This is a genomic window from Comamonas koreensis (genome assembly GCF_021026195.1).
Classification (GTDB): Bacteria; Pseudomonadota; Gammaproteobacteria; order Burkholderiales; family Burkholderiaceae_C; genus Comamonas; species Comamonas koreensis.
Genome location: NZ_JAJNCT010000005.1, coordinates 58,563 through 81,260 on the forward strand (window position 1 = coordinate 58,563; position 22,698 = coordinate 81,260).

Here is a 22,698-nt window from a genome sequence, read left to right on the forward strand (position 1 = left end):
GTCAGTCCCTCGCCAGTGCCTGGACAGGATCAAGGCGCGCTGCCGCCCGCGCGGGTAAAAAGCCAAAGCCAACGCCAATCAGCGACGCGCTGGCCACCGCCCCCACGATGGCAGTGGTGCTGAACGACAGCTGCCACTGCGCATTCAGCAAGCTGACGAGCGCGCCCAAACCCAGCGCCAGCCCAATGCCCAGCAGACCGCCCACCAGGCACACCAGCATGGCCTCGATCAGAAACTGCTGGAGGATGTCCGACTGGCGGGCCCCGATGGCCATGCGCACGCCGATCTCGCGTGTGCGCTCCGTCACCGATACCAGCATGATGTTCATCACCCCCACACCGCCGACCAGCAGTGCAATGGCTGCGATCGACGAAATCAGCAAGGTCAGCACCTGGCCAGTGCGGCTCACCGCCTGGCGGATCTGGTCGGCGTTGAAAATAAAGAAATCCTGGCTGCCGTGGCGCGCGGTCAGCAAGGCCGTCACTGCCTGCTGGGCCGCCTCAAGGGGCACCGTATCGGCAATGCGCAGCCGGATGCTGTCAAGGTGGTGCTTTCCGCCCAGGCGCGCGTACACGGCGGTGTAGGGCACCAAAAAGTTCGGCGTAGGACCTGCAAAGCTGTTGGTCTCCGGTGCCAGCACGCCAATGACCTCCGCCGGCATACTGCCCAGCAACACGGTCGCACCCAAAGGAGACGGCTGATACGGAAACAGCGCACGCGCAGCCCGCTGGTCGATCACTGTGACCTGGGCATTGCGCTCGACCTCGCCCTCGTTGAAGAAACGCCCGGCGGCCAGCCTCAGCCCGAGCACGCGCAAGTGTTCCGCGCCCACGCCATTGATCTGAGCTGACGCAGAAAGCTCCCTGTAGAGCGCGGTGACTGGCACCGACAGGCTGGGTGAGGCACTGTCGACATAGGTTTGCGCGGCCAGCGCCTGCACATCGCCAGCGACCAAAGTGTTCACCGATGCAGCTTTGGAGTCGCCAAAGTCCCGGCCGGGGTAGATCTCCAGCGTGCTCGTGCCCAGGCTATCGATTTGTGCCAGCACCTGGTCCTGCGCGCCTCGCCCCAGCGCCACGACAAAGACCACCGCCGCAATACCGATGATGATGCCCAGCATCGTCAAAAAGCTGCGCAGGCGATGGGCGGCTAGCGCACGCATCGCCATATGCATCGCCTCAAACAGGCGAAGGCTCCAGGCTTGCAGCCGCGAGCTGCCAGGCTGGTCAGCGATGGCCTTTACAGACCGCCCAGGCTGCGCTGGGCGCAGTTGCCGGTCCGCCACCACTTCACCGTCACTGAGCTCGATGATGCGCTCGGCATGCGCGGCCACACCCATGTCGTGGGTGACCAGGATCACGGTGTGACCCTCGGCATGGAGCTCCTGCAGAATGCGCATGACCTCCTGGCCACTGGCCTTGTCCAACGCGCCAGTGGGCTCGTCCGCCAAAATCACGGTGCCGCCATTCATCAGCGCCCGGGCAATCGATACCCGCTGCTGCTGGCCACCGGAGAGCTGCGCTGGCCGATGCTGCATGCGGTCTGCCAGACCCAGGCGCTTGAGCAACGCCTGGGCCCGCGCCTGGCGATCCGCCGTAGCCATGCCCGCATAGACCGCTGGCAGTGCGACATTGCCCTGGGCCGATAGATCGGCCAGCAGGTGGTAGCGCTGAAAGATGAAGCCAAAGCTCTCACGGCGCAGCGCTGCCAGCGCATCGGGCGCCAGTGCCGATACATCGCGCCCGGCAATGCAGTAACTGCCGCTCGTGGCACGGTCCAGACAGCCCAGGATATTCATCAGGCTCGACTTGCCCGAACCCGAGGCGCCGACGATGGCCACCATCTCACCGGCATCAATGCGCAGGTTGATGTCCTTGAGCACTGTCACCGCGCCATCGCCTGCCGGGAACTCGCGCCGCAGGCAGCGCATCTCCAGAAGTGCTGCGCGCATATCAGAACCCCAGCAGTCCGCCGACCGGCACATCGCTGGGCACGGCCTCGCCCAACACCACCTCTTCGCCTGGCGCCAGCCCTTCCAGCACCTGCGTCTGCGAATGGGTTTGCAGGCCGATGCGGATCTGGCGGCTTGCAACTCCACCCGCCGCATCGCGCACCCGCACGCTGTACCAACCATCGGCATCACGTGCCCCCAGGGCGGCATTGGGCACCTGTAGCGCCTGCAGCGCCTCATCCACCAGAATGGTCACCTGCACCGTCATCGACGGTCGCAATTGCCCATCCGGATTGGCCACATCGAACAGCGCGTTGTAGTAAACCGCCCGTGTCGCGGCACCCTCGTTGCCGCTGGGACTGGTGCCTGTCCCCACATCGTTGACGATGGATTCCGGCGCGGGCTCGACCAGCTCAACAGTCGCCTGGTGCGCCACCCCGGGCTGGCCCAGGGTGGTAAATGTCACCGCCTGGCCAGGTGCAATCTTGTGCACGTCGGCTTCCGATATCTCCGCCCTCACGGTCATTACATCCAGCTTGGCCAGCATGACGATATTGGGCGTGGTCTGGAACGCGTTCAAGGTCTGGCCCTGCTTGGTGACCACCGCCACCACCATGCCATCCATCGGTGCAACGATGCGGGTGTAGCCCAGATTGATGCGTGCCGTCTCCACCTGCAGCCGCGCCTGCTCGATCTGCGCGCCCAGCGAACGCACCTCCGCCTGGGCAGTCACCAAGGCGGCCTTGGCCGCTTCGTAGGTGGCCTGGGCAGTCGCCTCGCCTCGCAGCAGCGTTTGCTCACGCTGGTAACCCAGTTGCGCCTGCAGCCTGGCCGCTTCTCGGGCCGCCAGCTGGGCCTGAAGCGATGCCAGCGCCGCCCTGGCATTGCTCAGCGCCACCTGCTGGGGCTGGGCATCCACCTCGGCAATCAGGTCGCCCGCTTTGACCTGCTGGCCCAATGCGACATGCAGATGCTGAACCTGACCGGAGACCTGCGCACCCACGGCCACCAGCTCTTTCGCACGCAAACGGCCTACAGCCAACACGGTCTGGCGCAGGTCGGCGGTGGTCACCGCTGCGGTGGCGTACTGCGGCGCTGCAGCCGATCTGGCCAACAACCAGACGCAGCCCGCAACCAGCACACCGGCGGCAACCAGCGCTGCCACTACCACCCCATTGCGTTTGGACACCCCTGCTCCTTCCATGTCTGTGACCCTCTCAGGCGCAGCCATTGCCGCGCCAGCAGGGGTCTTGAAACAAAGCCTGCAGTCTGGTGGCAAATATTGGGATTAGTTTGTAATTTCTATGGACATTCGATGACCACAACACAAGGCCTACCTATAAAGCGATAAGTGCAAGCAACTGGTCGCGCCGCTGCACAACCCGCTTCGCCCCACCCGGCGGCCGCCAGCCGCAGTTGTCAGCGGCTGGCCGAAGGGGGCGCCCAGAGTCCCTGGACCTGCGGGGAGTCCATCTGGCAGGCCCCAAGATCCGATGCTCCGCCGGTGGCTGTCTGCGTTTGGCCCTTTTGTGCCAGCCCGGTGCTGCGCGGCCATTGCCCGCCCTGCCCGGAGGACATGGCCCCGGCATAGTGCGACCGCCGATTCTGCGCAGAATTGTGTGCCGGGGCCGCTGGTTTTTCCAATAGCGCGGGGCAGGCAGCAAGTGGGGCGCCCGCCAGTCCCAAGGCCCCATCCACCAGAGCTCTGCGATGCTTCAGCCTCGGGCCAAAGAAGCCCTCAGTCGACTGAAACCACAGGTTTTGCACAATAGAAAGCCACCTTATGCAATAATGGAGGGCTTTTATTGCGGAAAGTACGCCCAGTTTACTGGGATGCAGAGGTTGCATCCGGCTTGGCACGGCTCCCGCACTTGACCTAAGGAAGAATCATGAAAGAAGGCATTCACCCAGACTACCGCGAAGTGTTGTTCGTGGACCTGTCCAACGGCTTCAAGTTTGTGACCCGCTCCTGCGTGAACACCAAGGAAACCGAAACCTTCGAAGGCAAGGAATACCCGCTGTTCAAGCTGGATACCTCGTCTGAGTCGCACCCTTTCTACACCGGCACCCAAAAGTCGGTGGACAACATGGGCGGCCGTGTGGAGCGTTTCCGCAACCGTTTCGGCAAGAAGTAATTTGCTTGTTGCAAAAAGGCTTCGGGCTGCAAGGCCTGCGGCCCTTTTTGTCTCGGCAACCTAAAGGCAGTGCGACACCGTACTGCCTTTTTTTATTGACCCGCTTGTTCGACCCGCAGACAATGCGCGGTTCTCCTACATTTCTGGCGCAGCGCCTGATAAGCTGCTGAGCCTTGCCTCCTCTGGTAGCCCCGTGTGAATTTTCCGACCCCAGCCATCGTCCCCCAAGCCGCTGTACGCCCCCTGCCGCGTGCGCTTTTGCTGCTGCTGTGCCTGGCCTATGTGGTGCCCGGCTTTGTAGCCCGCGGGCCCTGGAAGACCTTGGACATCACCAGCTATGGCTACGCGCTGGCATTGGCGGAGGGACGGACACCATGGCTGGCACCGGAGATTCTGGGCTTGAGCCCGGACACCGAGGGGCTGGTTCCTTACTGGCTGGGCGCCTGGGCGATCCAGGCTTTTGGCGACTTCATGTCGCCCGAGCTAGCCAGCCGCCTGCCGTTTGCCGCCCTGCTCTGGCTGGCCCTGATGGCCACCTGGTATGCCGTGTACTACCTCGCCCGCAGCCCGGGTGCAGGCCCGGTGGCCTTTGCCTTTGGTGGCGAAGCCAACGAGATTGACTATGCGCGCGCGATGGCCGATGGCGGCCTGCTCGCACTGATTGCCTGCCTGGGTCTGGCCCAGCCTTCGCACGAAGCCAGCAGCTATGTGGTGCAACTGTCGGGCGTCTGTTTCGTGTTTTACGCCGCCGCCTGCATTCCGATCCGCTTTGCCACACCGCTGTGCGTTGGTGCAATAGGCCTGGTGATGCTGGCGCTGAGCGGCGCGCCCACCTATGCGGTCTGCCTGGGCCTGGGCGTGGCCCTGATTTTGGCGCTCACCCCCGTCGATGCCAAGCTGCGCGCGCGCAGCCTGCAGGCGGCCGGTGCCTTTGCAATCCTCGGCGTGGCCGCGTTGCTGCTGGCTGTCTATCTGCACCAGTGGCAGTGGCGCATCTTGCCGGCCGAAAACTTCCGCCAGCTGCGTCCGCTGTTCGAACTGGTGGTCTGGTATGTCTGGCCGGCCTGGCCGCTGGCGCTGTGGTCGCTGTGGATCTGGCGCCGCCAGGTGGCCGACTGGCGCTTTGTGCACCGCCATCTCTGGCTACCCATCCTGCTGGGTGCCCTGGCGCTGGTCAACACCGTCATCACCACGCCATCCGATCGCGCGCTGCTGCTGGGCCTGCCCGCGTTTGCGGCACTGGCCGCCTTTGCGCTGCCCACCTTCCGCCGCGCGATGGCGGCGCTGATCGACTGGTTCACCCTGCTGTTTTTCAGCGCGGCAGCCATCACCATCTGGGTGATCTGGTTGGCGGTCTACACCGGCACGCCGGCCAAGCCAGCAGCCAACGTAGCCCGCATCGCCCCTGATTTTGTCGCGCAGTTCTCGCTGCCGCAGTTTGTCATTGCCGCACTGGCCACCTTGGCCTGGTGCGCGCTGGCCTTTTGGCGTGCCCGCCGCAACCGGCCCGAGATCTGGCGCAGCCTGGTGCTGCCTGCCGGCGGCACCGTGCTCAGCTGGATCTTGCTGATGAGCATCTGGATGCCCATGCTGGACTATGGCCGCAGCTATACCGCCCAGGTGCAGGCGTTGGCCAAGGTCCTGCCGCCACCGGCATCGGCTGGCTGTGTGGCTGCCTGGGGCCTGAGCCGCTCGCAGATTGTGGCCATGCAGGCCCAGGGCGGCTGGCAGCTCAAGACCTTGACCGACCCGAGCAGCGCATCCTGCAACTGGCTGGCCATGCCGCTGGAATCGCAGCGCACCCCGAGCAACGAGGTGCTGGGCCCAGAGTGGAAACGCCTGGCTGCCGTGGCCCGCCCCACCGACAAGAACGCGGAGATCGTCATCTACCGTCGTCAAGCGAATTGACGGTGCCTATGCGGGAGAGATTGACGCGCCTGCTGGCAGGCCGCGATATGCGGGTGCTGGCCAAACATGCGGGCACCGTGTTTGTTGGCCAGATTGCCGTGATGGGGTTTGGTGTGGTGGACACCATCGTTGCCGGCCGCCATGCTGAAGCCTCGCTGGCGGCGCTGTCGGTGGGCTCGGCCATCTTTGTGACGGTCTATGTCTCGCTGATGGGCTTGTTGCAGGCACTGATGCCCATCTGGTCGGAGATGCACGGCGCGCGCCGCCATGCCGATATTGGCGCCTCGCTGCGCCAGTCCCTCTACATCTGCCTGGCGGCCACCTTGCTGGGCTGGGCCGTGCTCTTCAACCCCGCGCCCATTCTGCGCTGGACCGAGGTGCCGCAAGAGCTGCAAGCGCTGGTCAAAAGCTACCTGGCCATCATCGGCTGGAGCCTGCCAGCCGCGCTGCTGTTCCGTATTTTCAGCACCCTGAGCCAATCACTGGGCAAACCCAAGATGGTCACCTGGCTGCAGGCCATGTCCTTGCTCGTCAAGCTGCCGCTGTCCGTCTGGTTCACCTTTGGCGGTCTGGGCCTGGCACCGATGGGCGTGCTGGGCTGCGCCTGGGCCACCTTTGTGGTCAATTTCCTGCTCTGCGGCCTGGGCTGGTGGCTGCTGCGCAGCCAGTCCGTCTATGCACCGACCGATATCTGGCGCCGCCTGGAGCGGCCGCACTGGCCCACCTTGGCGCAGTTTGCGCAATTGGGCGTGCCGGCGAGCCTGTCGATCCTGGTCGAGATCACCTCCTTCACCTTGATGGCGCTCTATGTGGCGCGCATGGGCACGGCCTCGTCTGCTGCGCACCAGATTGCCGCCAATGTCACCGCGCTGATGTACATGGTGCCGCTGTCCTTGGCGATTGCGACCAGCGCACGCGCCAGCTACTGGCGCGGTGCGGGCGATGAGGCGCGGGCACGCCAGGTGGTGTTTCTGGGCCTGTTCAGCGCCATGGGCTTGGCAGCTACGTTGGCGCTGCTGGTATGGCTGACCAAGGGCTGGATCGTACCGATCTACACCGCAACGCCGGAGGTGGCCACCATTGCGCTGGGCCTGCTGGGCTGGGTGAGCCTCTACCACCTGGCTGATGCGAGCCAGACCGTGTCCATCTTTGTGCTGCGCAGCTACCGCATCACCGTCACGCCGCTGCTGGTGTACTGCAGCCTGCTCTGGGGTGTGGGCCTGTGGGGCGGCTTCCAGCTGGCCTACCACGGTCTGGCGGGCCGCCCGGCGATGGCATCGCCGATCGCCTTCTGGATGTGCGCCGCCTATGCGCTGATGCTGGCGGCCGCCTGCTTCCTGGTCTTGCTGCACCGGGTGACCGCTCGCGCAGTACGCCAGAGCCGTTAAACGAGTTCTTCCGTCAGTTGCTTGCGCACGCGCGATGGCGGAAACACCACGCTGAATTCCGAGCCCTTGCCGATCGTGCTGCGGATCTGTAGCTGCGCGCCATGGCGCTGCAGCACATGCTTGACGATGGCCAGGCCCAGGCCCGTGCCGCCGGTGTCGCGCGAACGGCTGCGGTCGAGGCGGTAGAAGCGCTCGGTCAGGCGCGGGATATGCTCGGGCGCAATGCCCGGGCCGGTGTCGGTGACGCTGACACGCCCCGATCCATCGGGCTGGCGCATGAACTGCACGCGGATCTCGCCGCCCGCCGGCGTGTAGCGCACGGCATTGTTGACCAGGTTGGACAGCGCGCTTTGCAGCTCATTGCCGGCGCCGGCCAGCTCGTAGCTGCCTGCATCGGCTTGCGCATCCGGAAAGAACAGCTGCAGGGGCTTGTCGCCCTCTTTGGCGATCATGCGCGCCAGGCCGCGTGCATCTTCTTCGCAGCGCTTGAGCAAGCCTTCCACGCTGACCCATTCATTGAGGCTGGGCGGCGGGTTGCCTTCCAGGCGTGAGAGGGTCAGCAGGTCGACCACCAGGCCTTGCATGCGGTGGGCCTGGTTCGACATCAGGCCCAGGTACTGGGTGCGCTCTTCGGCACTCAGCGGCAAGGTCTGCAAGGTTTCGATAAAGCCGGTCAGCACCGTCAGCGGTGTGCGGATCTCGTGCGAGACATTGGCCACAAAGTCGCGCCGCATCGCGTCCGCCAGCTCCATCGAGGTGACATCGCGCGACAGCAGCAGCTTGCGGTTGCCGCCGTAGGGAAACATCTGTACCGACATGCGCATCGGGCTGGCCGCGCGCATCACCGGACTGATCATCACCACATCCTTGCTGAAGTTGTTGGCGTTGAAATAGCCGATGAACTCCGGCGCGCGCACCAGGTTGGTGATGACCTGCATGTGGTCGCGCTCCAGGTTGAAGCCGAAGTGGTCACAGGCGGTCTGGTTGCACCACTCGATATGGCTGTGCTCATCGAGCAGCACCACCCCATTGGGCGAGGCCTGGATGGCCGTCAGCACCTGGTGCAGCCGGTCATCGGACTGGGCCTCGTTCTTTTGCAACTGGCGCACCAGGCGCCGCGCCCGGTCGGCCGCCTCGCCCCACATACCCATCAGCTGCGGGGCACTGTCGGGGTCACCGCGCCTCAGCCATGCCAGCACCTTGTTACCTCGCCACAAATCCGTGACAAACCAGCACCAGGCACCGATGACGGCGGCTATCAGTGCGCCGTGCCACTGGCCCAGCCACCATCCCAGGGCCGCGCCCAGGGCCTGAAAAACCAAAAAACTGACAATGCGAAACAGCATGCAGGCCTAACGCTCAAAAACAAAAAAAGCTGCGACCAGCGCAGCCTACACAAAACCCAAGGTGCCCGGATGCGGCAGTATCTCTGCATCCGGGGCACGGTGCAAGGCTAAGCGCGCTGCAAAGCCTGGGGCTGGCCGGTGATGCGGTAGCCGGCACCACGCACGGTCTCGACCATCACGTTGGCAGCACCCAAGGCCTCGCGCAGACGCTTGACATGGACGTCCACGGTGCGCTCTTCGATGAACACATGGTCACCCCAGACCTTGTCCAGCAGTTGCGAGCGCGAGTGGACCCGCTCGGCATGCTTCATCAAAAAGTGCAGCAGCTTGAACTCGGTGGGACCCAGCTTGAGCAACTCACCCTGGAAAGTCACGCGGTGCGTGGCCGCATCCAGTACCAACTCGCCAATCGTCACACTGTCGTTGACCTGCTCGGGAATGCGCCGGCGCAGTACCGCACGGATGCGGGCCAGCAACTCCTGCGTGGAGAAAGGCTTGGTGATGTAGTCATCGGCACCGGCATCGAGCCCGGCGATCTTGTCAGGCTCATCGCCTCGGGCCGTCAGCATGATGATGGGAATGCCCTTGACGCGGGCATCGGCACGCCATTTGCGCGCCAGCGACAGGCCGCTTTGGCCCGGCAGCATCCAGTCGAGCAAGATCACATCGGGCAGCACGGCGTCCAATTCACGCTGTGCGGCATCACCATCCTCTGCCCAGATCGGCAGGCAGCCGTTGTGCCGCAGGTTCACCGCGATCAGCTCGGCAATCGCGGGCTCGTCTTCGACAATGAGTACGCGTGGCAGTTTTTTCATAACTCAGGCTTTACAAAACACTCGATTCAATTTCGTCCATCGTGGTGTGGCGCACATCGATACCCTTGACCAGGTAGATGATGAGCTCGGCAACGTTCTTCGAGTGGTCGCCGATGCGCTCAATGGCCTTGGCCAGGAACAACAGATCCAGGCTGGGCGAGATCTTGCGGGGATCTTCCATCATGTAGGTGATCAGTTTGCGCACAAAACCGTCGAACTCGGCATCGATCAGGTCGTCTTCCTTGAGGATGGACACGGCAGCGGTGGTGTCCAGGCGGGCAAAGGCGTCCAGGGTCTTGCGCAGCAGGCCCGAGGCGAGCTCGGCGGCCACACGCAGGTCCGAGGTGGGCAGCGAGCGTGCTGCGCCGCTGTCGATGATGGAGCCGACCATGCGGGCCATCTTGTGGGCCTCGTCACCCATGCGCTCCAGATTGGCGGTGGCCTTGGAGAATGCGATCAGCAGGCGCAGGTCGCGGGCCGTGGGCTGGCGGCGCGCAATGATCGTCGACAGTTCGTAGTCGATGTCCACTTCCATCTGGTTGACGCGCTTTTCCTGCTCTTCCACCCGCGCCACGGCCTCGGTGCTGAACTGCGACAGCGCGTAGATGGCCTGCTGGATCTGAGATTCGACCAGGCCCCCGAGTTCCATCACCCGGGAGGAGATGCTGTTGAGCTCGCTGTCGAACTGCGATGAGAGATGCTTTTCTGTCATATCAGGCTCTTTTCGTTGTAGGAGTTGGCGTGACCACGCGGCTTAACCGAAACGACCGGTGATGTAGTCTTCGGTCTCTTTGCGCTGGGGCTTGAAGAACATCTGTTCGGTGGCACCGAACTCCATCAGGCTGCCCAGGTACATGTAGGCGGTGAAGTCGCTGCAGCGGGCAGCCTGCTGCATGTTGTGGGTCACGATCACCACGGTGTAGTCGTCCTTGAGCTCGGCGATCAGCTCTTCGATCTTGGCCGTGGAGATGGGGTCCAGTGCTGAGCAAGGCTCGTCGAGCAGCAGCACTTCGGGCTTGATCGCGATACCGCGGGCAATGCACAGACGTTGCTGCTGACCACCAGAGAGGCCCGAGCCGCTTTGGCCCAGCTTGTCCTTGACTTCGGTCCACAGTGCGGCCTTGCGCAGCGCCCACTCCACGCGCTCTTCCATGTCGCTCTTGCTCAGGTCTTCAAACAGCTTTACGCCAAAGGCGATGTTGTCGTAGATGGACATCGGGAAAGGGGTGGGCTTTTGGAAGACCATGCCGACCTTGGCGCGGATCAGCGCCACGTCCTGCTTGCTGGTCAGCAGGTTCTCACCGTCCAGACCGATATGACCCTCAGCGCGCTGCTCGGGATAGAGCTCGAACATGCGGTTGAAGGTGCGCAGCAAGGTCGACTTGCCGCAGCCCGATGGGCCGATGAAAGCGGTGACCTTGTTTTCCGGGATTTCCAGATTGATGTTCTTGAGCGCGTGGAACTTGCCGTAGTAGAAGTTCAGGTCCCGCACCGAGATCTTGGAGTTCAGTGCACTGGCATTTGCCGCATTGGTTTTCGTCAACATAGGGTTCACCTGTGAATGCTTATTTTTGGCGCGCCATGCTGCGCGCAAGAATGTTCAGACCCAGCACGGCCAGCGTGATCAGGAAGACCCCTGCCCAGGCCAGTTGCTGCCAGTTTTCATAAGGGCTCATCGCAAACTTGAAGATGGTGACCGGCAGGCTCGCCATCGGCTTGGACAGATCGGTGTTCCAGAACTGGTTGTTCAGAGCAGTGAACAGCAGCGGTGCGGTTTCGCCGGCGATACGGGCCACGGCCAGCAGCACACCGGTGATCACCCCTGCGCGGGCTGCACGCAAGGTCACCATGCTGATGACCTTCCACTTGGGCGTACCCAGCGCATAGGCAGCTTCACGCAGGCTCGATGGCACGAGGATCAGCATGTTCTCGGTAGTACGGATGACCACGGGAATCACGATCAGCGCCAGCGCAACCACACCTGCATAACCCGAGAAACTCTTGAAGCGGATCACGATCATCGAGTAGACGAAAAGGCCAATCACGATCGACGGAGCCGACAGCAGAATGTCGTTCACAAAGCGGGTCACCGAAGCGAGCCAGCCGGTCTTGTTGTACTCGGCCAGGTAGATACCGGCCATCACACCGATGGGGGTGCCCACGAAGGTGGCCAGGGTTACCATGACCAGCGAGCCCCAGATGGCGTTGGCGATACCGCCAATTTCATTGGGCGCAGGGGTCATCTGGGTGAGCAGGGCCACGCTCAGACCACCCACACCCAGTCGCAGGGTTTCCCACAGAATCCAGATCAGCCAGAACACGCCGAAAGCCATGGCTGCAAGGGACAGGGCAATCGCGACCTTGTTGACGCGGTTGCGTGCGCGGTACTTGGCAGCGCGCTGGCTGGCCAGATCGGATGCTTGAATCAAGCTCTCTCCCGTGGTCATGAACGGGCTCCTTCATTCTTTTGCAGCCGGCTCAGCATGAATTTGGAGCAGGCCAGGACGATGAACGTGATGAAAAACAGGGCCAGGCCCAGGTAGATCAGCGATGCCTGGTGCAGACCTTCGCCCGCTTCTGCGAACTCATTGGCCAGCGCCGAGGTAATGCTGTTGGCCGCTTCAAAGATGGACAGCGAGTTGAGCTGGTTCATGTTACCGATCACGAAGGTGACGGCCATGGTCTCGCCCAGTGCGCGGCCCAGGCCCAGCATCACGCCACCGAAAACACCGGTCTTGGTGTAAGGCAGCACCACTTTCCACATCACTTCCCAGGTGGTGGAACCCAGGCCGTAAGCCGATTCCTTGAGCAGCGCGGGGGTGACTTCGAACACATCACGCATCACCGATGCGATGAAGGGGATCACCATGATGGCCAGGATCACGCCAGCCGAGAAAATACCGATACCGACGGGAGGGCCGGAGAAGAAGGCTTCCAGGTAAGGAACGCCTTGAAACAGGTTCTGCAGCGGCTGCTGCACATAGGTGGCCAGCAAGGGGCCAAAGACCATCAAACCCCACATACCGTAAACGATGGACGGCACCGCAGCGAGCAGTTCCACGGCGGTTCCCAGCGGGCGCTTGAGCCAGACGGGCGAGAGTTCGGTCAGGAACAGCGCGATGCCAAAGCTGACAGGCACTGCAATCAACATGGCGATGAACGACGTGGCCAAGGTGCCATAGATCATCACCAGACCGCCATAACGGTTCTGGACAGGATCCCATTCGCTGTTGAAGAAAAATCCGATGCCGTATTCACGGATGGCAGGCCAGGCGCCGACGATCAGCGAACCCATGATGGCCAACAGCAGGGTCAGGGTCAGCACTGCGGCACCGCGGGCCAGCAACGCAAAAAAGCCGTCAGCGACGGAGTTGGAGAGCCAAGGCTTGCGCGTTGGCGGTTGGCTGGATTGCATCTGCGCTTTGCCGGCGGCAACCGTTTTGTTTTGAACAGGAAAGGATGTCGACACGATTGATTCCATTCAGTGTGGAAAAGGGCCGCTACCCGAGCGGCCCATCATTTTTCGACTTACTTGGCGAACACAGCCTTGCCGCTGCCGTCCTTGATCTCGCCCCAGGACTTGTAGATGATGTCCTTGACGCTGGCAGGCATTGGCACGTAATCGAGGCCGTCAGCGGTGCCGTCACCAGAGGTGTAAGCCCACTCGAAGAACTTCAGCGAGGTGGTGCCCTGGGCTGGCTTTTCCTGCAGCTTGCGCATCAGGATGAAGGTTGCCGAGGTGATGGGCCATGCATCCTTGCCAGGCTGGTTGTTCAGGATCTGGTAGAAGCTCTTGTTCCAGTCAGCACCGGCAGCAGCGGCCTTGAAGTTGGCGCTTTCTGGGCTGACAAAGTGGCCGTCGGCGTTTTGCAGCTGGGCAAACACCATCTTGTTTTGCTTGACGTAGGCGTATTCCACGTAGCCGATGGAGTTGGGCAGGCGACCCACATAAGCGGCCACGCCTTCGTTGCCCTTGCCACCTGCACCAGTAGGCCAGTTCACAGCAGCGCCTTCACCTACTTTTTCCTTCCACTCGGTGTTGACCTTGGAGAGATAGTTGGTGAAGCCGAAGGTCGTGCCCGAGCCGTCAGCACGGCGCACTGGAGCGATGGTGGCGTCTGGCAGAGCCACGCCTGGGTTCAGCGCGGTGATCGCTGGGTCATTCCACTTGGTGATCTTGCCCAGGTAGATGTCGCCCAGCACCTGGCCGTTGAGCTTGAGCTGACCGGGCGCAATGCCCTTGATGTTGACCACAGGCACAATGCCGCCGATCACGGTAGGGAACTGCACCAGACCCTTTTGTGCCAGCTCCTCGTCCTTCAAAGGCATGTCAGAGGCACCGAAGTCCACCGTCTTGGCATCGATCTGCTTGATGCCTGCGCTCGAACCCACCGACTGGTAGTTAATCTTGACGCCCGTCGCCTTGTTGTAGTCAGCAGCCCACTTGGAATACAGTGGCGCTGGGAAGCTTGCGCCGGCACCGGTCGCCTCTTGGGCGTGAACCTGGGCAAACGCACCGGCGGCAACCAGACCGGCAACCAGCACTCGAATCGCGGACACTTTCATGAAAACTCCTGTTGGTGATGAAACGCAATGGAGTGAACTGTAAAAAAGGTATATGACATTGATATGACATTTTTCATCATATTTGCCTCGTACGGGGGTCGATGTCACACAACAACGCCGCACAGGATTGTCATATTAGATTCACGCGAAAGACTTACTTTTAAGTTTTGTCAGCATGCCGCCGTACAGCGGACGTACTTCACAGCGCTGAGGGATCCGCTGCAAAGCCCTTTGCGCATGGGATGACTGCGGATCGGGATGAGACGCAAGGCGTCTTTTGCAGCCAATAGTGCGCTATTGACAAGAAAGACAACGCAGCGAATCGCCCGAGACCACGTTCAGACCACGGCAGGGAGCTTTGCGGAGTGCCCTCTGGTGCTATGCTGCCTGCCTCGACTGCAGAACCGATAGATGACGACACTTATGCTTGATGGCACCTTGCTTGCCGCGGTGGATTTGGGATCCAATAGTTTCCGCCTGGAAGTTGGCCGCTATGCCGCTGGCCATGTTGAACGCGTGCAATATTTCAAGGAGATGGTGCGCCAGGGCGCCGGCCTCGATGAGCAAGGCCTGCTGACCGCCGACGCGATGCAGCGCGGCTGGGACTGCCTGGCACGCTTTGCCGAACGCCTGAAAGGCTTTCCCGCCGCCCATGTGCGCGCTGTCGCCACCCAAACCTTGCGGGAGGCGCGCAACAGCGATGTCTTCATCCAGCGCGCCAACCAGATTCTGGGCTACCCGATCAGCATCATCTCCGGGCCCGAAGAAGCGCGCCTGATCTACCAGGGCGCGGCCCACTCGCTGCCCCCGTCGGACGAGCGCCGCCTGGTGGTCGATATCGGCGGCCGCTCCACCGAGCTGATCCTGGGCCAGCGCTATACCTCGCAGCGCGTGGCTTCCTTCCCGGTCGGCAGCGTGGCCTGGTCGCTGCGCTATTTCCCCCAGGGTGAATTCAGCAAATCTGCGCTGAAAACGGCCCAGATCGCCGCCCAGGCGGTGATGGAAGAAGCAGCCCACCATTTTGTGCCCGGCAGCTGGGACTGCGCCTATGGCACCTCAGGCACCGCCAACGCGATTGCCGATGTGCTGGCCTTGCATGGCGGCCAGCCCGATGTGGTGACCCGCGAGCAGCTCTACTGGCTCTGCGAGCAATTGCTGGCCGCCGGCAACGCCAGCCAGCTGCGCCTTGAGGGCCTCAAGGAAGAACGCCGCGCGGTGATTGGTGGCGGCGTGACCGTGCTCTGCGCGGTGTTTGACCTGCTGCAGATCAAGGAGCTGCGCATCGCCAGCGGCGCGCTGCGCCAGGGCCTGCTGCGCGATATGGTGCAGCACGAGGAATTCAGCGATATTCGCCACCGCACAATGGCCGCACTCAAGGAGCGCTACCAGGTGGATCGCACGCAGGCAGGCCGCGTGCAGCGCACTGCGGCGACCCTGTACGAGCAGGCACGCCGCTACGCCGGGGCGACCGAGCCGGCCACGCTGCAGTCCTCGATGCTGGACTGGGCCAGCCAGCTCCATGAGATCGGCTGCCTCATCTCCCACACCGACCACCACCACCACGGCGCCTATGTGCTGGGCCACAGTGATGTACCAGGCTTTACCCAAACGGAGCTGTCCCACCTGGCAGCCCTGGTACTGGCGCAGCGCGGCAAGCTGCGCAAGGTGGATAGCTTCTTGGAGGACCGTGATTTTGCGCTGGAACTGCTTTGCCTGCGCCTGGCCACCCTGCTGTGCCATGCGCGCCGCGATCCGGCGCTGGACCAGATCTGCCTGCGCGACAAAACCGAAAAATGGTCACTCAAGGTCGCACCCGGCTGGGCCGAGCAGTTCCCGCAATCGGCCTACCTGCTGGAGGAGGAAGTGCTGGCCTGGCAGAAGACGCCCTATGCCTTCCAGTTCAAGCAGGCGCTGAGCACCGCCGCCAAATAAATGCGCTTTTCACCCAGGCAGGCAGCGGCACGGGTGTTTTTGCGGCTCAAACACCCAGATCCACAGGCGCCACAGCGCCTTTGCCAGAGAACACTCCGGTCAGGTTACCGATGAACTGCTCCAGGCTTGCCTGGGTCGCCTCGGGCGACCAGCCAGCCACATGGGGCGTGATGATGATGTTGGGCAGGTCGATCAGCGGCTCAGGGCGATGCGGCTCGCTCTCGTACACATCAATACCAGCGCCAGCGATGGTGCCGTCCTTCAACGCGGCAGCCAGCGCCTGCGTATCCACCACCGAGCCGCGCGCGATGTTGATCAGGTAGCCCTGGGGCCCCAGCGCCTGCAGAATCTGGGCATTGACCAGGTGCTTGGTGCCCGGACCACCCGGCGTGGCGCAGACGAGGATATCTGCCCAACTGGCCAGCGCCTGGAGCGACTCAAAATAGCGGTGGGCCACCCCTGCCTTGGGCTGGCGGTTGTGGTAGCCCACCGGCATGTCAAAACCTTCGGCACGCCTGGCGATCTTCAGCCCGATATGGCCCAGGCCCAGAATCCCCAGCTTCTTGCCCGACACGCTGGGCGGATGGGCCAGGCTATAGCGGTCCACACCGGCACGGGCTTGCTGGTCCAAGGTACGGAAATTGCGCATGGACGCCAGGATCAGACCAAAGCTGTGGTCGGCCACGCTGGTGTCATTGGTGCCCGCCCCAGTTGCCAGCACAATGCCTCGTGCGCGCAGCGCGTCCAGCGCCAGCCCTTCGTAGCCCGCCCCCAAGGTGCAGGCCAGGCACAGTTGGGGCATCTGGGCAATCTCTTCGGCCGTGAGGCCAATCGAGCCGATGGTCAGCACCGCCTGTGCCTGGCTGCCGTGCGAAGCCACGGCGCTGGCACGCAGTTCGGGCGTTGGCGCATACACCACGTGGGCATGCGCACGGATCTGGTCGAGCAGCGGCTCAGCCATGGGATTGAATACCAGCAAGTTAATCGGCGATTGTGGGGATTGCGAGAGAGAGCTCACCATAAGTCCTTTGGATAGCAAAAAACACTGCCTGTACCACCAGCAGTGTTTTGATTATGAGGACTTTCCACTAGGCCTATATGAATCCCATCTGTATGCCTACGTTGCCGCCTTGGAATGGACCCGAGAGGTGAACCGTCACTTGCGCCGGGCGTCCATCGGAGGGGGCGCTGGGCGCCGGCAAGCGGCTTTCGCCATCAACCCAGAAAATGCTTGCGGTAGCGTGGCGGCAGGCGGTCCAGCTGCATCAGCATGGGCAGATCGGCGGTGTTGAAGTCCGGATCCCAGGCCGGCGCACCGATCACTTCGGTACCGACGCGCAGATAGCCCTTGATCAGCGCGGGTGGCTCGACATCCACCTGGTCATTGAGCTGCTCCAGCGGCAACGGCAGGTGCGGCACCACGCTGTATTCCTCGGAAATCTGGCCCTTGGCCAGCAGCTGGCGCCAGATGCTGGCAGCGGCGTCGCCACTGACAATGCCGTTGTGCCACATCGGAATGCTGGCGCAGCCCATCATCACATCGAGCTTGTTGCGCAGCATGAAGCTGGCCAGCGCGCCCCACAGCGCCATGATCACGCCGCCCTGGCGGTAGTCCGGATGCACGCAGCTGCGACCCAGCTCCACCATGCGCGGGCGCAATGCATCAATAGCGCTGAGGTCAAACTCTCCGTCAGAATAGGTGCGGCCGGCGCGCAGTGCCTGGGCGGGCGTCAGCAGACGGTAGGTACCGATCACCTGCTTGCTCTGACCCTGGCGCACCAGCAGGTGCTCGCAGTAGTCATCAAAGCCGTCGACATCATGGCCTTCCAGGCTGGTTTGCAGCTGGGCGCCCATTTCGCCGGCAAAAATCTGGTGGCGCAGGCGCTGGGCTTCGCGCACCTCGTCGAGGTGGCAGGCCCAGGAGACCTCAATATCCAGGGGGTTGACCGCCGCAGCGGGTGCAGGCAGGGTCGCCTGCTGTTTCTGCGCCGAGGGCGTAACAATGGCGGTCTCGGATGCGCTGAAAAAGCTGTGTTTGTTGTGCATGGCAGAGCTCCTGTAGCGCCCTGCCGCCCTCCGATGCTGCCAGACCGCTGTGCGGCCCCGCCTGCTTACGGGCTGATACAGAGCAACTTCAGTGTCATATCCACACATGACAGCAAGATGTTCAGCGCATTACACCTTTATTAAAAATATCACAATTTCACGCCACTCCAGCGTTCGTCTAGCAGGGTTCAGGATTGGCGGGCCACCTCGGCCAGTTGCTCGGCACAGCGGCTCGCCTGGGCCCCGTCAAAGGCCTCGACCATTACCCGCAGCAGCGGCTCAGTGCCACTGGCACGAATCAGCACCCGGCCCTGGCCAGCAAAATCGGCCGTGATGCTGCGCTCCAGCTCAGCCAGCCGGGTGTTGCGGCGCCAGTCCTGCCCAGGCTGCAAGCGCACATTGAGCAGCACCTGGGGGCACAGGCGCACGCCATCGAGCTGCTCGGCCACACTCTGGTTGCGGCTCACACAGGCCTGCAGCACCTGCAATGCGCTGACCAGGCCGTCGCCGGTGGTGTGCTTGTCCAGCGCCAGCAGATGGCCTGAACTCTCTCCACCCAGCACCCAGTTGCGGCGCTGCAGTTCTTCGAGCACATAGCGGTCACCCACCTTGGCACGCACCAGCTCCACACCTTGCTTTTGCAGCGCTGCCTCGACCGCAAGATTTGTCATCAAGGTGCCCACGACACCCGGTACCTTCTTGCCCCGGCGCAGACGGTCCATGGCCATCAGGTAGAGCAGCTCGTCGCCGTTGTACAGCCGCCCCTTGGCATCGACCAGCTGGAGCCGGTCGGCATCGCCATCGAGCGCTACTCCTAGATCGGCGCCATTGGAGCGCACCGAGCGCACCAGCGCATCGGGGTGGGTGGCACCCACATCCTGGTTGATGTTGAGGCCATCGGGGTTGCAGCCAATGGTGATGACCTCGGCACCCAGTTCATGGAACACCTTGGGCGCAATATGGTAGGCCGCGCCGTGTGCCGCATCTACCACGATCTTGAGACCGCGCAGGGTCAGCCGGTGGTCAAAGGTGCTCTTGCAGAACTCGATATAGCGGCCAGGCGCATCATCCAAGCGGCGTGCCTTGCCCAGTGCTACGGATGGCACCCAGTCAAAGCCCTCCATCAGCGCCGCTTCCACCGACTCTTCCCAGCTGTCAGGCAGCTTGGCACCCTCGGCGTTGAAGAACTTGATGCCGTTGTCGTCAAAGGGGTTGTGGCTGGCACTGATGACGACGCCCAGGCTGGCGCGCTGCGCACGCGTGAGGTAGGCCACGCCCGGGGTCGGCAAGGGACCCAGCAGCACTACATCAACACCGGCAGAGTTGAGACCCGACTCCAGCGCGCTTTCAAGCATATAGCCCGAGATGCGGGTGTCCTTGCCGATCAACACGGTGGGACGCTCCTGCTCGCGGCGCAGCACCCGGCCCACGGCATGGCCCAGGCGCAGCACAAAGTCAGGGGTGATCGGTGGCTTGCCTACCGTGCCACGGATGCCATCGGTTCCAAAATACTGTCGTGCCATAGTGTTCTTCGTTGTCTGGGGCCTGGGAGAAAGTCATAAGCGCCATCGGCGGTGCATGGCGCTACCGCAGTGTAGCGCTTGGCCAACTGTGTCAGCCGCAAACCGCGTCAGCCCTGCGTATCCAAAGTTTGCGCCGCGCGCATGGCCTGCAGCACGGCCAGTGCATCGCAGGTTTCGCGCACATCGTGCACGCGCACAACAGCTGCGCCATGCTCGACCGACAGCAGCGCCGCTGCAATGCTGGCAGGCATACGCTCACCCACGGCGCGCCCTGTTACCTTGCCCAGCGAGCCCTTGCGCGACCAGCCCGCCAGCAGCGGGTAGCCGGCCGCTGCCAGGCGCGGCTGCTGTTGCAGCAACGCAAAGTTCTGGCCCAGACTTTTGCCAAAGCCGGTGCCGGCATCCCACACAATGCGATCGGCCTGCACCCCCAGTGCCTCCAGGCTGCGGGTATGGGTCTGCAGGAAGTCCAGCACCTCGGCTGCCACATCACCCTCAGCCCCCATATGCTGCTGGTGCATGGTCTGGGGGGTGGCATGCATGTGCATCAGGCAGACGCCGCATTGCGGGTGGCTGGCTACCACGGCCTGCGCGCCCGGCTGGCGCAGCGCCCAGATGTCGTTGATGATGTCGGCACCCAGGTCCAGCACGGCCTGCATCACCTCGGGCTTGTAGGTATCGACGGAGATGGGCACCTGCAGCGCTACTGCCGCCTTCACCACCGGCAGCACGCGGCGCAGCTCCTCCTCCAGCGGCACCGCAGGGCTGCCAGGGCGGGTGGATTCACCGCCGATGTCCAGAATGTGTGCGCCTTCGGCCAGCAGCGTTTCCGCATGGATCATCGCGGCAGAGACGCCCTCGTGGCTGCCGCCGTCGGAGAACGAATCCGGCGTGACATTGACGATGCCCATCACCTGCGGCTGGGTCAGGTCAATACGAAAGCGGGTGGTTTGCCAGTGGCGCATCAGGAGGTCCTTGTCTCAAAGAAAAAAGCGCTCGGCAAGAGCGCTTTTCGGTGCTGTCTATCGCGATCAGACGGCGTTGTGTGCAGGCTCCGTCACCACGGTGGGGTTGCCGCCTGCGCCGCCGTCATTGCTGCTCGACGGGGGGTTGCGTGGCGTCCAGTCCTTCGGAGGACGGGGCGCCTTGCCAGCCATGATGTCATCGAGCTGCTCGGCATCGATGGTTTCCCATTCCAGCATGGCCTTGGCCATCGCATGCATCTTGTCGCTGTGCTCTTCGATCAGGCGACGCGCCAGGCTGTACTGCTCGTCGATGATGCGGCGCACTTCGGCGTCCACCTTCTGCATCGTCTCTTCGCTGATATTGCTTGGCTTGCTCATCGAACGGCCCAGGAAGGGCTCGCCCTCCTGCTCCGCATAGACCATCGGGCCCAGCGCATCGGTCATGCCGTAGCGGGTGACCATGTCACGTGCCAGCTGGGTTGCCTTGTTGAAGTCGTCCGATGCGCCAGTGGTCATCTGGTTCATGAAGACCTCTTCGGCAATCCGGCCGCCAAACAGCATGGCGATTCGGCTCAGCGCCCATTCCTTGTCGTAGCCGTAGCGGTCCTTCTCAGGCAGGGTGAAGGTCACACCCAGCGCACGGCCTCGCGGCACGATGGTGACCTTGTGCACGGGATCGCACTTGGGCAGCAGCTTGCCGATCAGCGCATGGCCGGCTTCGTGGTAGGCGGTGTTCTTCAGCTCTTCGGGATCCATCACCGCAGACTTGCGCTCTGGGCCCATGAAGATCTTGTCCTTGGCCTTTTCAAAGTCCTGCATCTCCACCGTGCGTGCATTGCGGCGGGCAGCCATCAGCGCAGCTTCGTTGCAGAGGTTGGCCAGATCGGCACCGGACATGCCGGGCGTGCCACGGGCGATGATGTTGGGGTTCACATCCTGGCCCACGGGGATCTTGCGCATGTGCACGTTCAGGATCTGTTCGCGGCCACGCACATCCGGCAAGGTCACGTAAACCTGGCGGTCAAAACGGCCGGGACGCAGCAAGGCGGCATCAAGGATGTCAGGACGGTTGGTGGCAGCCACCACGATCACGCCCATATTGGTCTCGAAACCATCCATCTCGACCAGCATCTGGTTCAAGGTCTGCTCGCGCTCGTCATTGCCACCACCCATGCCGGCGCCACGCTGGCGGCCGACGGCGTCGATTTCATCAATGAAGATGATGCAGGGCGCATTCTTCTTGGCGTTCTCGAACATGTCGCGCACACGGGCAGCACCCACGCCAACGAACATTTCGACGAAGTCGGAGCCGGAGATCGAGAAGAAAGGCACCTTGGCTTCGCCGGCAATGGACTTGGCCAGCAGGGTCTTACCGGTACCAGGAGGGCCGACCAGCAGCAGACCACGGGGGATACGGCCGCCCAGCTTCTGGAACTTGTTCGGGTCCTTCAGGAAGTCGACGACCTCCTTGACTTCTTCCTTGGCCTCGTCGCAACCGGCCACATCGGCAAAGGTGACGCTGTTGTTGTTTTCGTCGAGCATGCGCGCCTTGGACTTGCCAAAGCTGAACGCACCTCCCTTGCCGCCGCCCTGCATCTGGCGCATGAAGTAGACCCAGACGCCGATCAGCAGCAGCATCGGGCCCCAGCTGATCAGCAGGCTCATCAGCAGGGAGCCTTCTTCGCGCTCCTTCACGTCAAACTTGACGTTGTTGTTGATCAGGTCGCCAATCAGGCCACGGTCCATGTAGGTAGCGGTGGTCTGGAGCTTGCGATCGTCGCCCGTGGTCGCCGTAATCACCGTGCCGGCAGGGCTTTCCTGCAGGGTCGCGGTCTTGATGCGGCCATTGCGGACGTCTTGCAAAAACTCGGAATACGGGATCTTGTTCGCGCTGGCGCCTGAACGGTTGTCCAATTGCTTGAACACGGTGAACAGCACCATGGCAATGACAAGCCATACGGCGATCTTAGAAAACCACTGATTGTTCAAGGGGGCTCCAGTAGTAGGAAATCAGGAAAGACACAGAATCTGCTATGTCAGATATGCACTATTTTAGGACTTTCAAGGGTAATGGCTTGCGCTTTCCCCTTGGTGGCACGCAGGAATGCTCAGTAAGCCTATTG

The 22,698-nt window shown here is 62.7% G+C and carries 18 protein-coding genes; 4 read left to right on the plus strand and 14 right to left on the minus strand.

Features of this window, described 5'->3' with window-relative positions:
* Position 1 precedes the first annotated feature (1 nt).
* Positions 2–1,951 (minus strand): MacB family efflux pump subunit, encoded by a 1,950-nt coding sequence (locus LPW39_RS02435; protein WP_230771043.1) that lies wholly within the window; start codon positions 1,949–1,951, stop codon positions 2–4.
* Position 1,952: 1 nt separating this feature from the next.
* The gene (locus LPW39_RS02440) at positions 1,953–3,140 is read right to left on the minus strand and encodes an efflux RND transporter periplasmic adaptor subunit (RefSeq protein ID WP_230771044.1); all 1,188 of its coding nucleotides are present in this window, start codon (positions 3,138–3,140) and stop codon (positions 1,953–1,955) included.
* A 700-nt stretch (positions 3,141–3,840) separates the two neighbouring features.
* Here LPW39_RS02440 and LPW39_RS02445 point away from each other — a divergent pair.
* The 3 genes from LPW39_RS02445 to LPW39_RS02455 all read left to right on the plus strand — a co-directional run bounded on the left by LPW39_RS02445 (position 3,841) and on the right by LPW39_RS02455 (position 7,382).
* Positions 3,841–4,086: a type B 50S ribosomal protein L31 gene (locus LPW39_RS02445; RefSeq protein ID WP_021026595.1), complete on the plus strand. Its 246-nt coding sequence runs from the start codon at positions 3,841–3,843 to the stop codon at positions 4,084–4,086.
* Positions 4,087–4,281: 195 nt separating this feature from the next.
* The gene (locus LPW39_RS02450) at positions 4,282–5,994 is read left to right on the plus strand and encodes a hypothetical protein (RefSeq protein ID WP_230771046.1); all 1,713 of its coding nucleotides are present in this window, start codon (positions 4,282–4,284) and stop codon (positions 5,992–5,994) included.
* 8 nt (positions 5,995–6,002) lie between these two features.
* Complete coding sequence (locus LPW39_RS02455; RefSeq protein WP_230771048.1) at positions 6,003–7,382, plus strand: MATE family efflux transporter; 1,380 nt, start codon at positions 6,003–6,005, stop codon at positions 7,380–7,382.
* Here the strand turns inward: LPW39_RS02455 and phoR are convergent.
* The 7 genes from phoR to pstS all read right to left on the minus strand — a co-directional run bounded on the left by phoR (position 7,379) and on the right by pstS (position 14,109).
* Positions 7,379–8,728, minus strand: coding sequence for a phosphate regulon sensor histidine kinase PhoR (phoR, locus tag LPW39_RS02460; RefSeq protein WP_230771050.1), 1,350 nt, complete (start codon positions 8,726–8,728; stop codon positions 7,379–7,381). The genes LPW39_RS02455 and phoR overlap by 4 nt on opposite strands.
* A gap of 107 nt (positions 8,729–8,835) precedes the next feature.
* Positions 8,836–9,543, minus strand: a complete 708-nt coding sequence (gene phoB / locus LPW39_RS02465; protein WP_021026591.1) for a phosphate regulon transcriptional regulator PhoB — start codon at positions 9,541–9,543, stop codon at positions 8,836–8,838.
* A 10-nt stretch (positions 9,544–9,553) separates the two neighbouring features.
* The gene (gene phoU, locus LPW39_RS02470; RefSeq protein ID WP_230771053.1) at positions 9,554–10,255 is read right to left on the minus strand and encodes a phosphate signaling complex protein PhoU; all 702 of its coding nucleotides are present in this window, start codon (positions 10,253–10,255) and stop codon (positions 9,554–9,556) included.
* A 42-nt stretch (positions 10,256–10,297) separates the two neighbouring features.
* Positions 10,298–11,089, minus strand: coding sequence for a phosphate ABC transporter ATP-binding protein PstB (gene pstB / locus LPW39_RS02475; RefSeq protein WP_230771055.1), 792 nt, complete (start codon positions 11,087–11,089; stop codon positions 10,298–10,300).
* 19 nt (positions 11,090–11,108) lie between these two features.
* Positions 11,109–11,990 carry a phosphate ABC transporter permease PstA gene (gene pstA / locus LPW39_RS02480; RefSeq protein WP_230771057.1) on the minus strand — a complete coding sequence of 294 codons (882 nt, stop codon included), beginning with the start codon at positions 11,988–11,990 and terminating at the stop codon, positions 11,109–11,111.
* Positions 11,987–12,958, minus strand: coding sequence for a phosphate ABC transporter permease subunit PstC (gene pstC / locus LPW39_RS02485; RefSeq protein ID WP_230771058.1), 972 nt, complete (start codon positions 12,956–12,958; stop codon positions 11,987–11,989). The genes pstA and pstC overlap by 4 nt, the downstream gene beginning before the upstream one ends.
* Positions 12,959–13,071: 113 nt before the next feature.
* Entirely contained in the window at positions 13,072–14,109 is a 1,038-nt protein-coding gene (gene pstS, locus LPW39_RS02490; RefSeq protein WP_230771060.1) for a phosphate ABC transporter substrate-binding protein PstS, read from the minus strand.
* A gap of 411 nt (positions 14,110–14,520) precedes the next feature.
* Here pstS and LPW39_RS02495 point away from each other — a divergent pair, with 411 nt between their 5' ends.
* Positions 14,521–16,041: a Ppx/GppA phosphatase family protein gene (locus tag LPW39_RS02495; RefSeq protein ID WP_330166584.1), complete on the plus strand. Its 1,521-nt coding sequence runs from the start codon at positions 14,521–14,523 to the stop codon at positions 16,039–16,041.
* Positions 16,042–16,087: 46 nt separating this feature from the next.
* Here the strand turns inward: LPW39_RS02495 and LPW39_RS02500 are convergent, their stop codons facing one another.
* The 5 genes from LPW39_RS02500 to ftsH form a co-directional block, all read right to left on the minus strand.
* Positions 16,088–17,062: a 2-hydroxyacid dehydrogenase gene (locus LPW39_RS02500; protein ID WP_330166585.1), complete on the minus strand. Its 975-nt coding sequence runs from the start codon at positions 17,060–17,062 to the stop codon at positions 16,088–16,090.
* 194 nt (positions 17,063–17,256) lie between these two features.
* Positions 17,257–18,087 carry a GNAT family N-acetyltransferase gene (locus tag LPW39_RS02505; RefSeq protein WP_230771064.1) on the minus strand — a complete coding sequence of 277 codons (831 nt, stop codon included), beginning with the start codon at positions 18,085–18,087 and terminating at the stop codon, positions 17,257–17,259.
* Positions 18,088–18,275: 188 nt separating this feature from the next.
* A complete protein-coding gene (gene glmM / locus LPW39_RS02510; RefSeq protein ID WP_230771066.1) occupies positions 18,276–19,610 on the minus strand; it encodes a phosphoglucosamine mutase in 1,335 nt (444 codons plus the stop codon).
* 107 nt (positions 19,611–19,717) lie between these two features.
* Positions 19,718–20,575 (minus strand): dihydropteroate synthase, encoded by an 858-nt coding sequence (gene folP / locus LPW39_RS02515; RefSeq protein ID WP_407928775.1) that lies wholly within the window; start codon positions 20,573–20,575, stop codon positions 19,718–19,720.
* 66 nt (positions 20,576–20,641) lie between these two features.
* Entirely contained in the window at positions 20,642–22,564 is a 1,923-nt protein-coding gene (ftsH, locus tag LPW39_RS02520) for an ATP-dependent zinc metalloprotease FtsH (RefSeq protein ID WP_230771068.1), read from the minus strand.
* Positions 22,565–22,698: the final 134 nt, after the last annotated feature.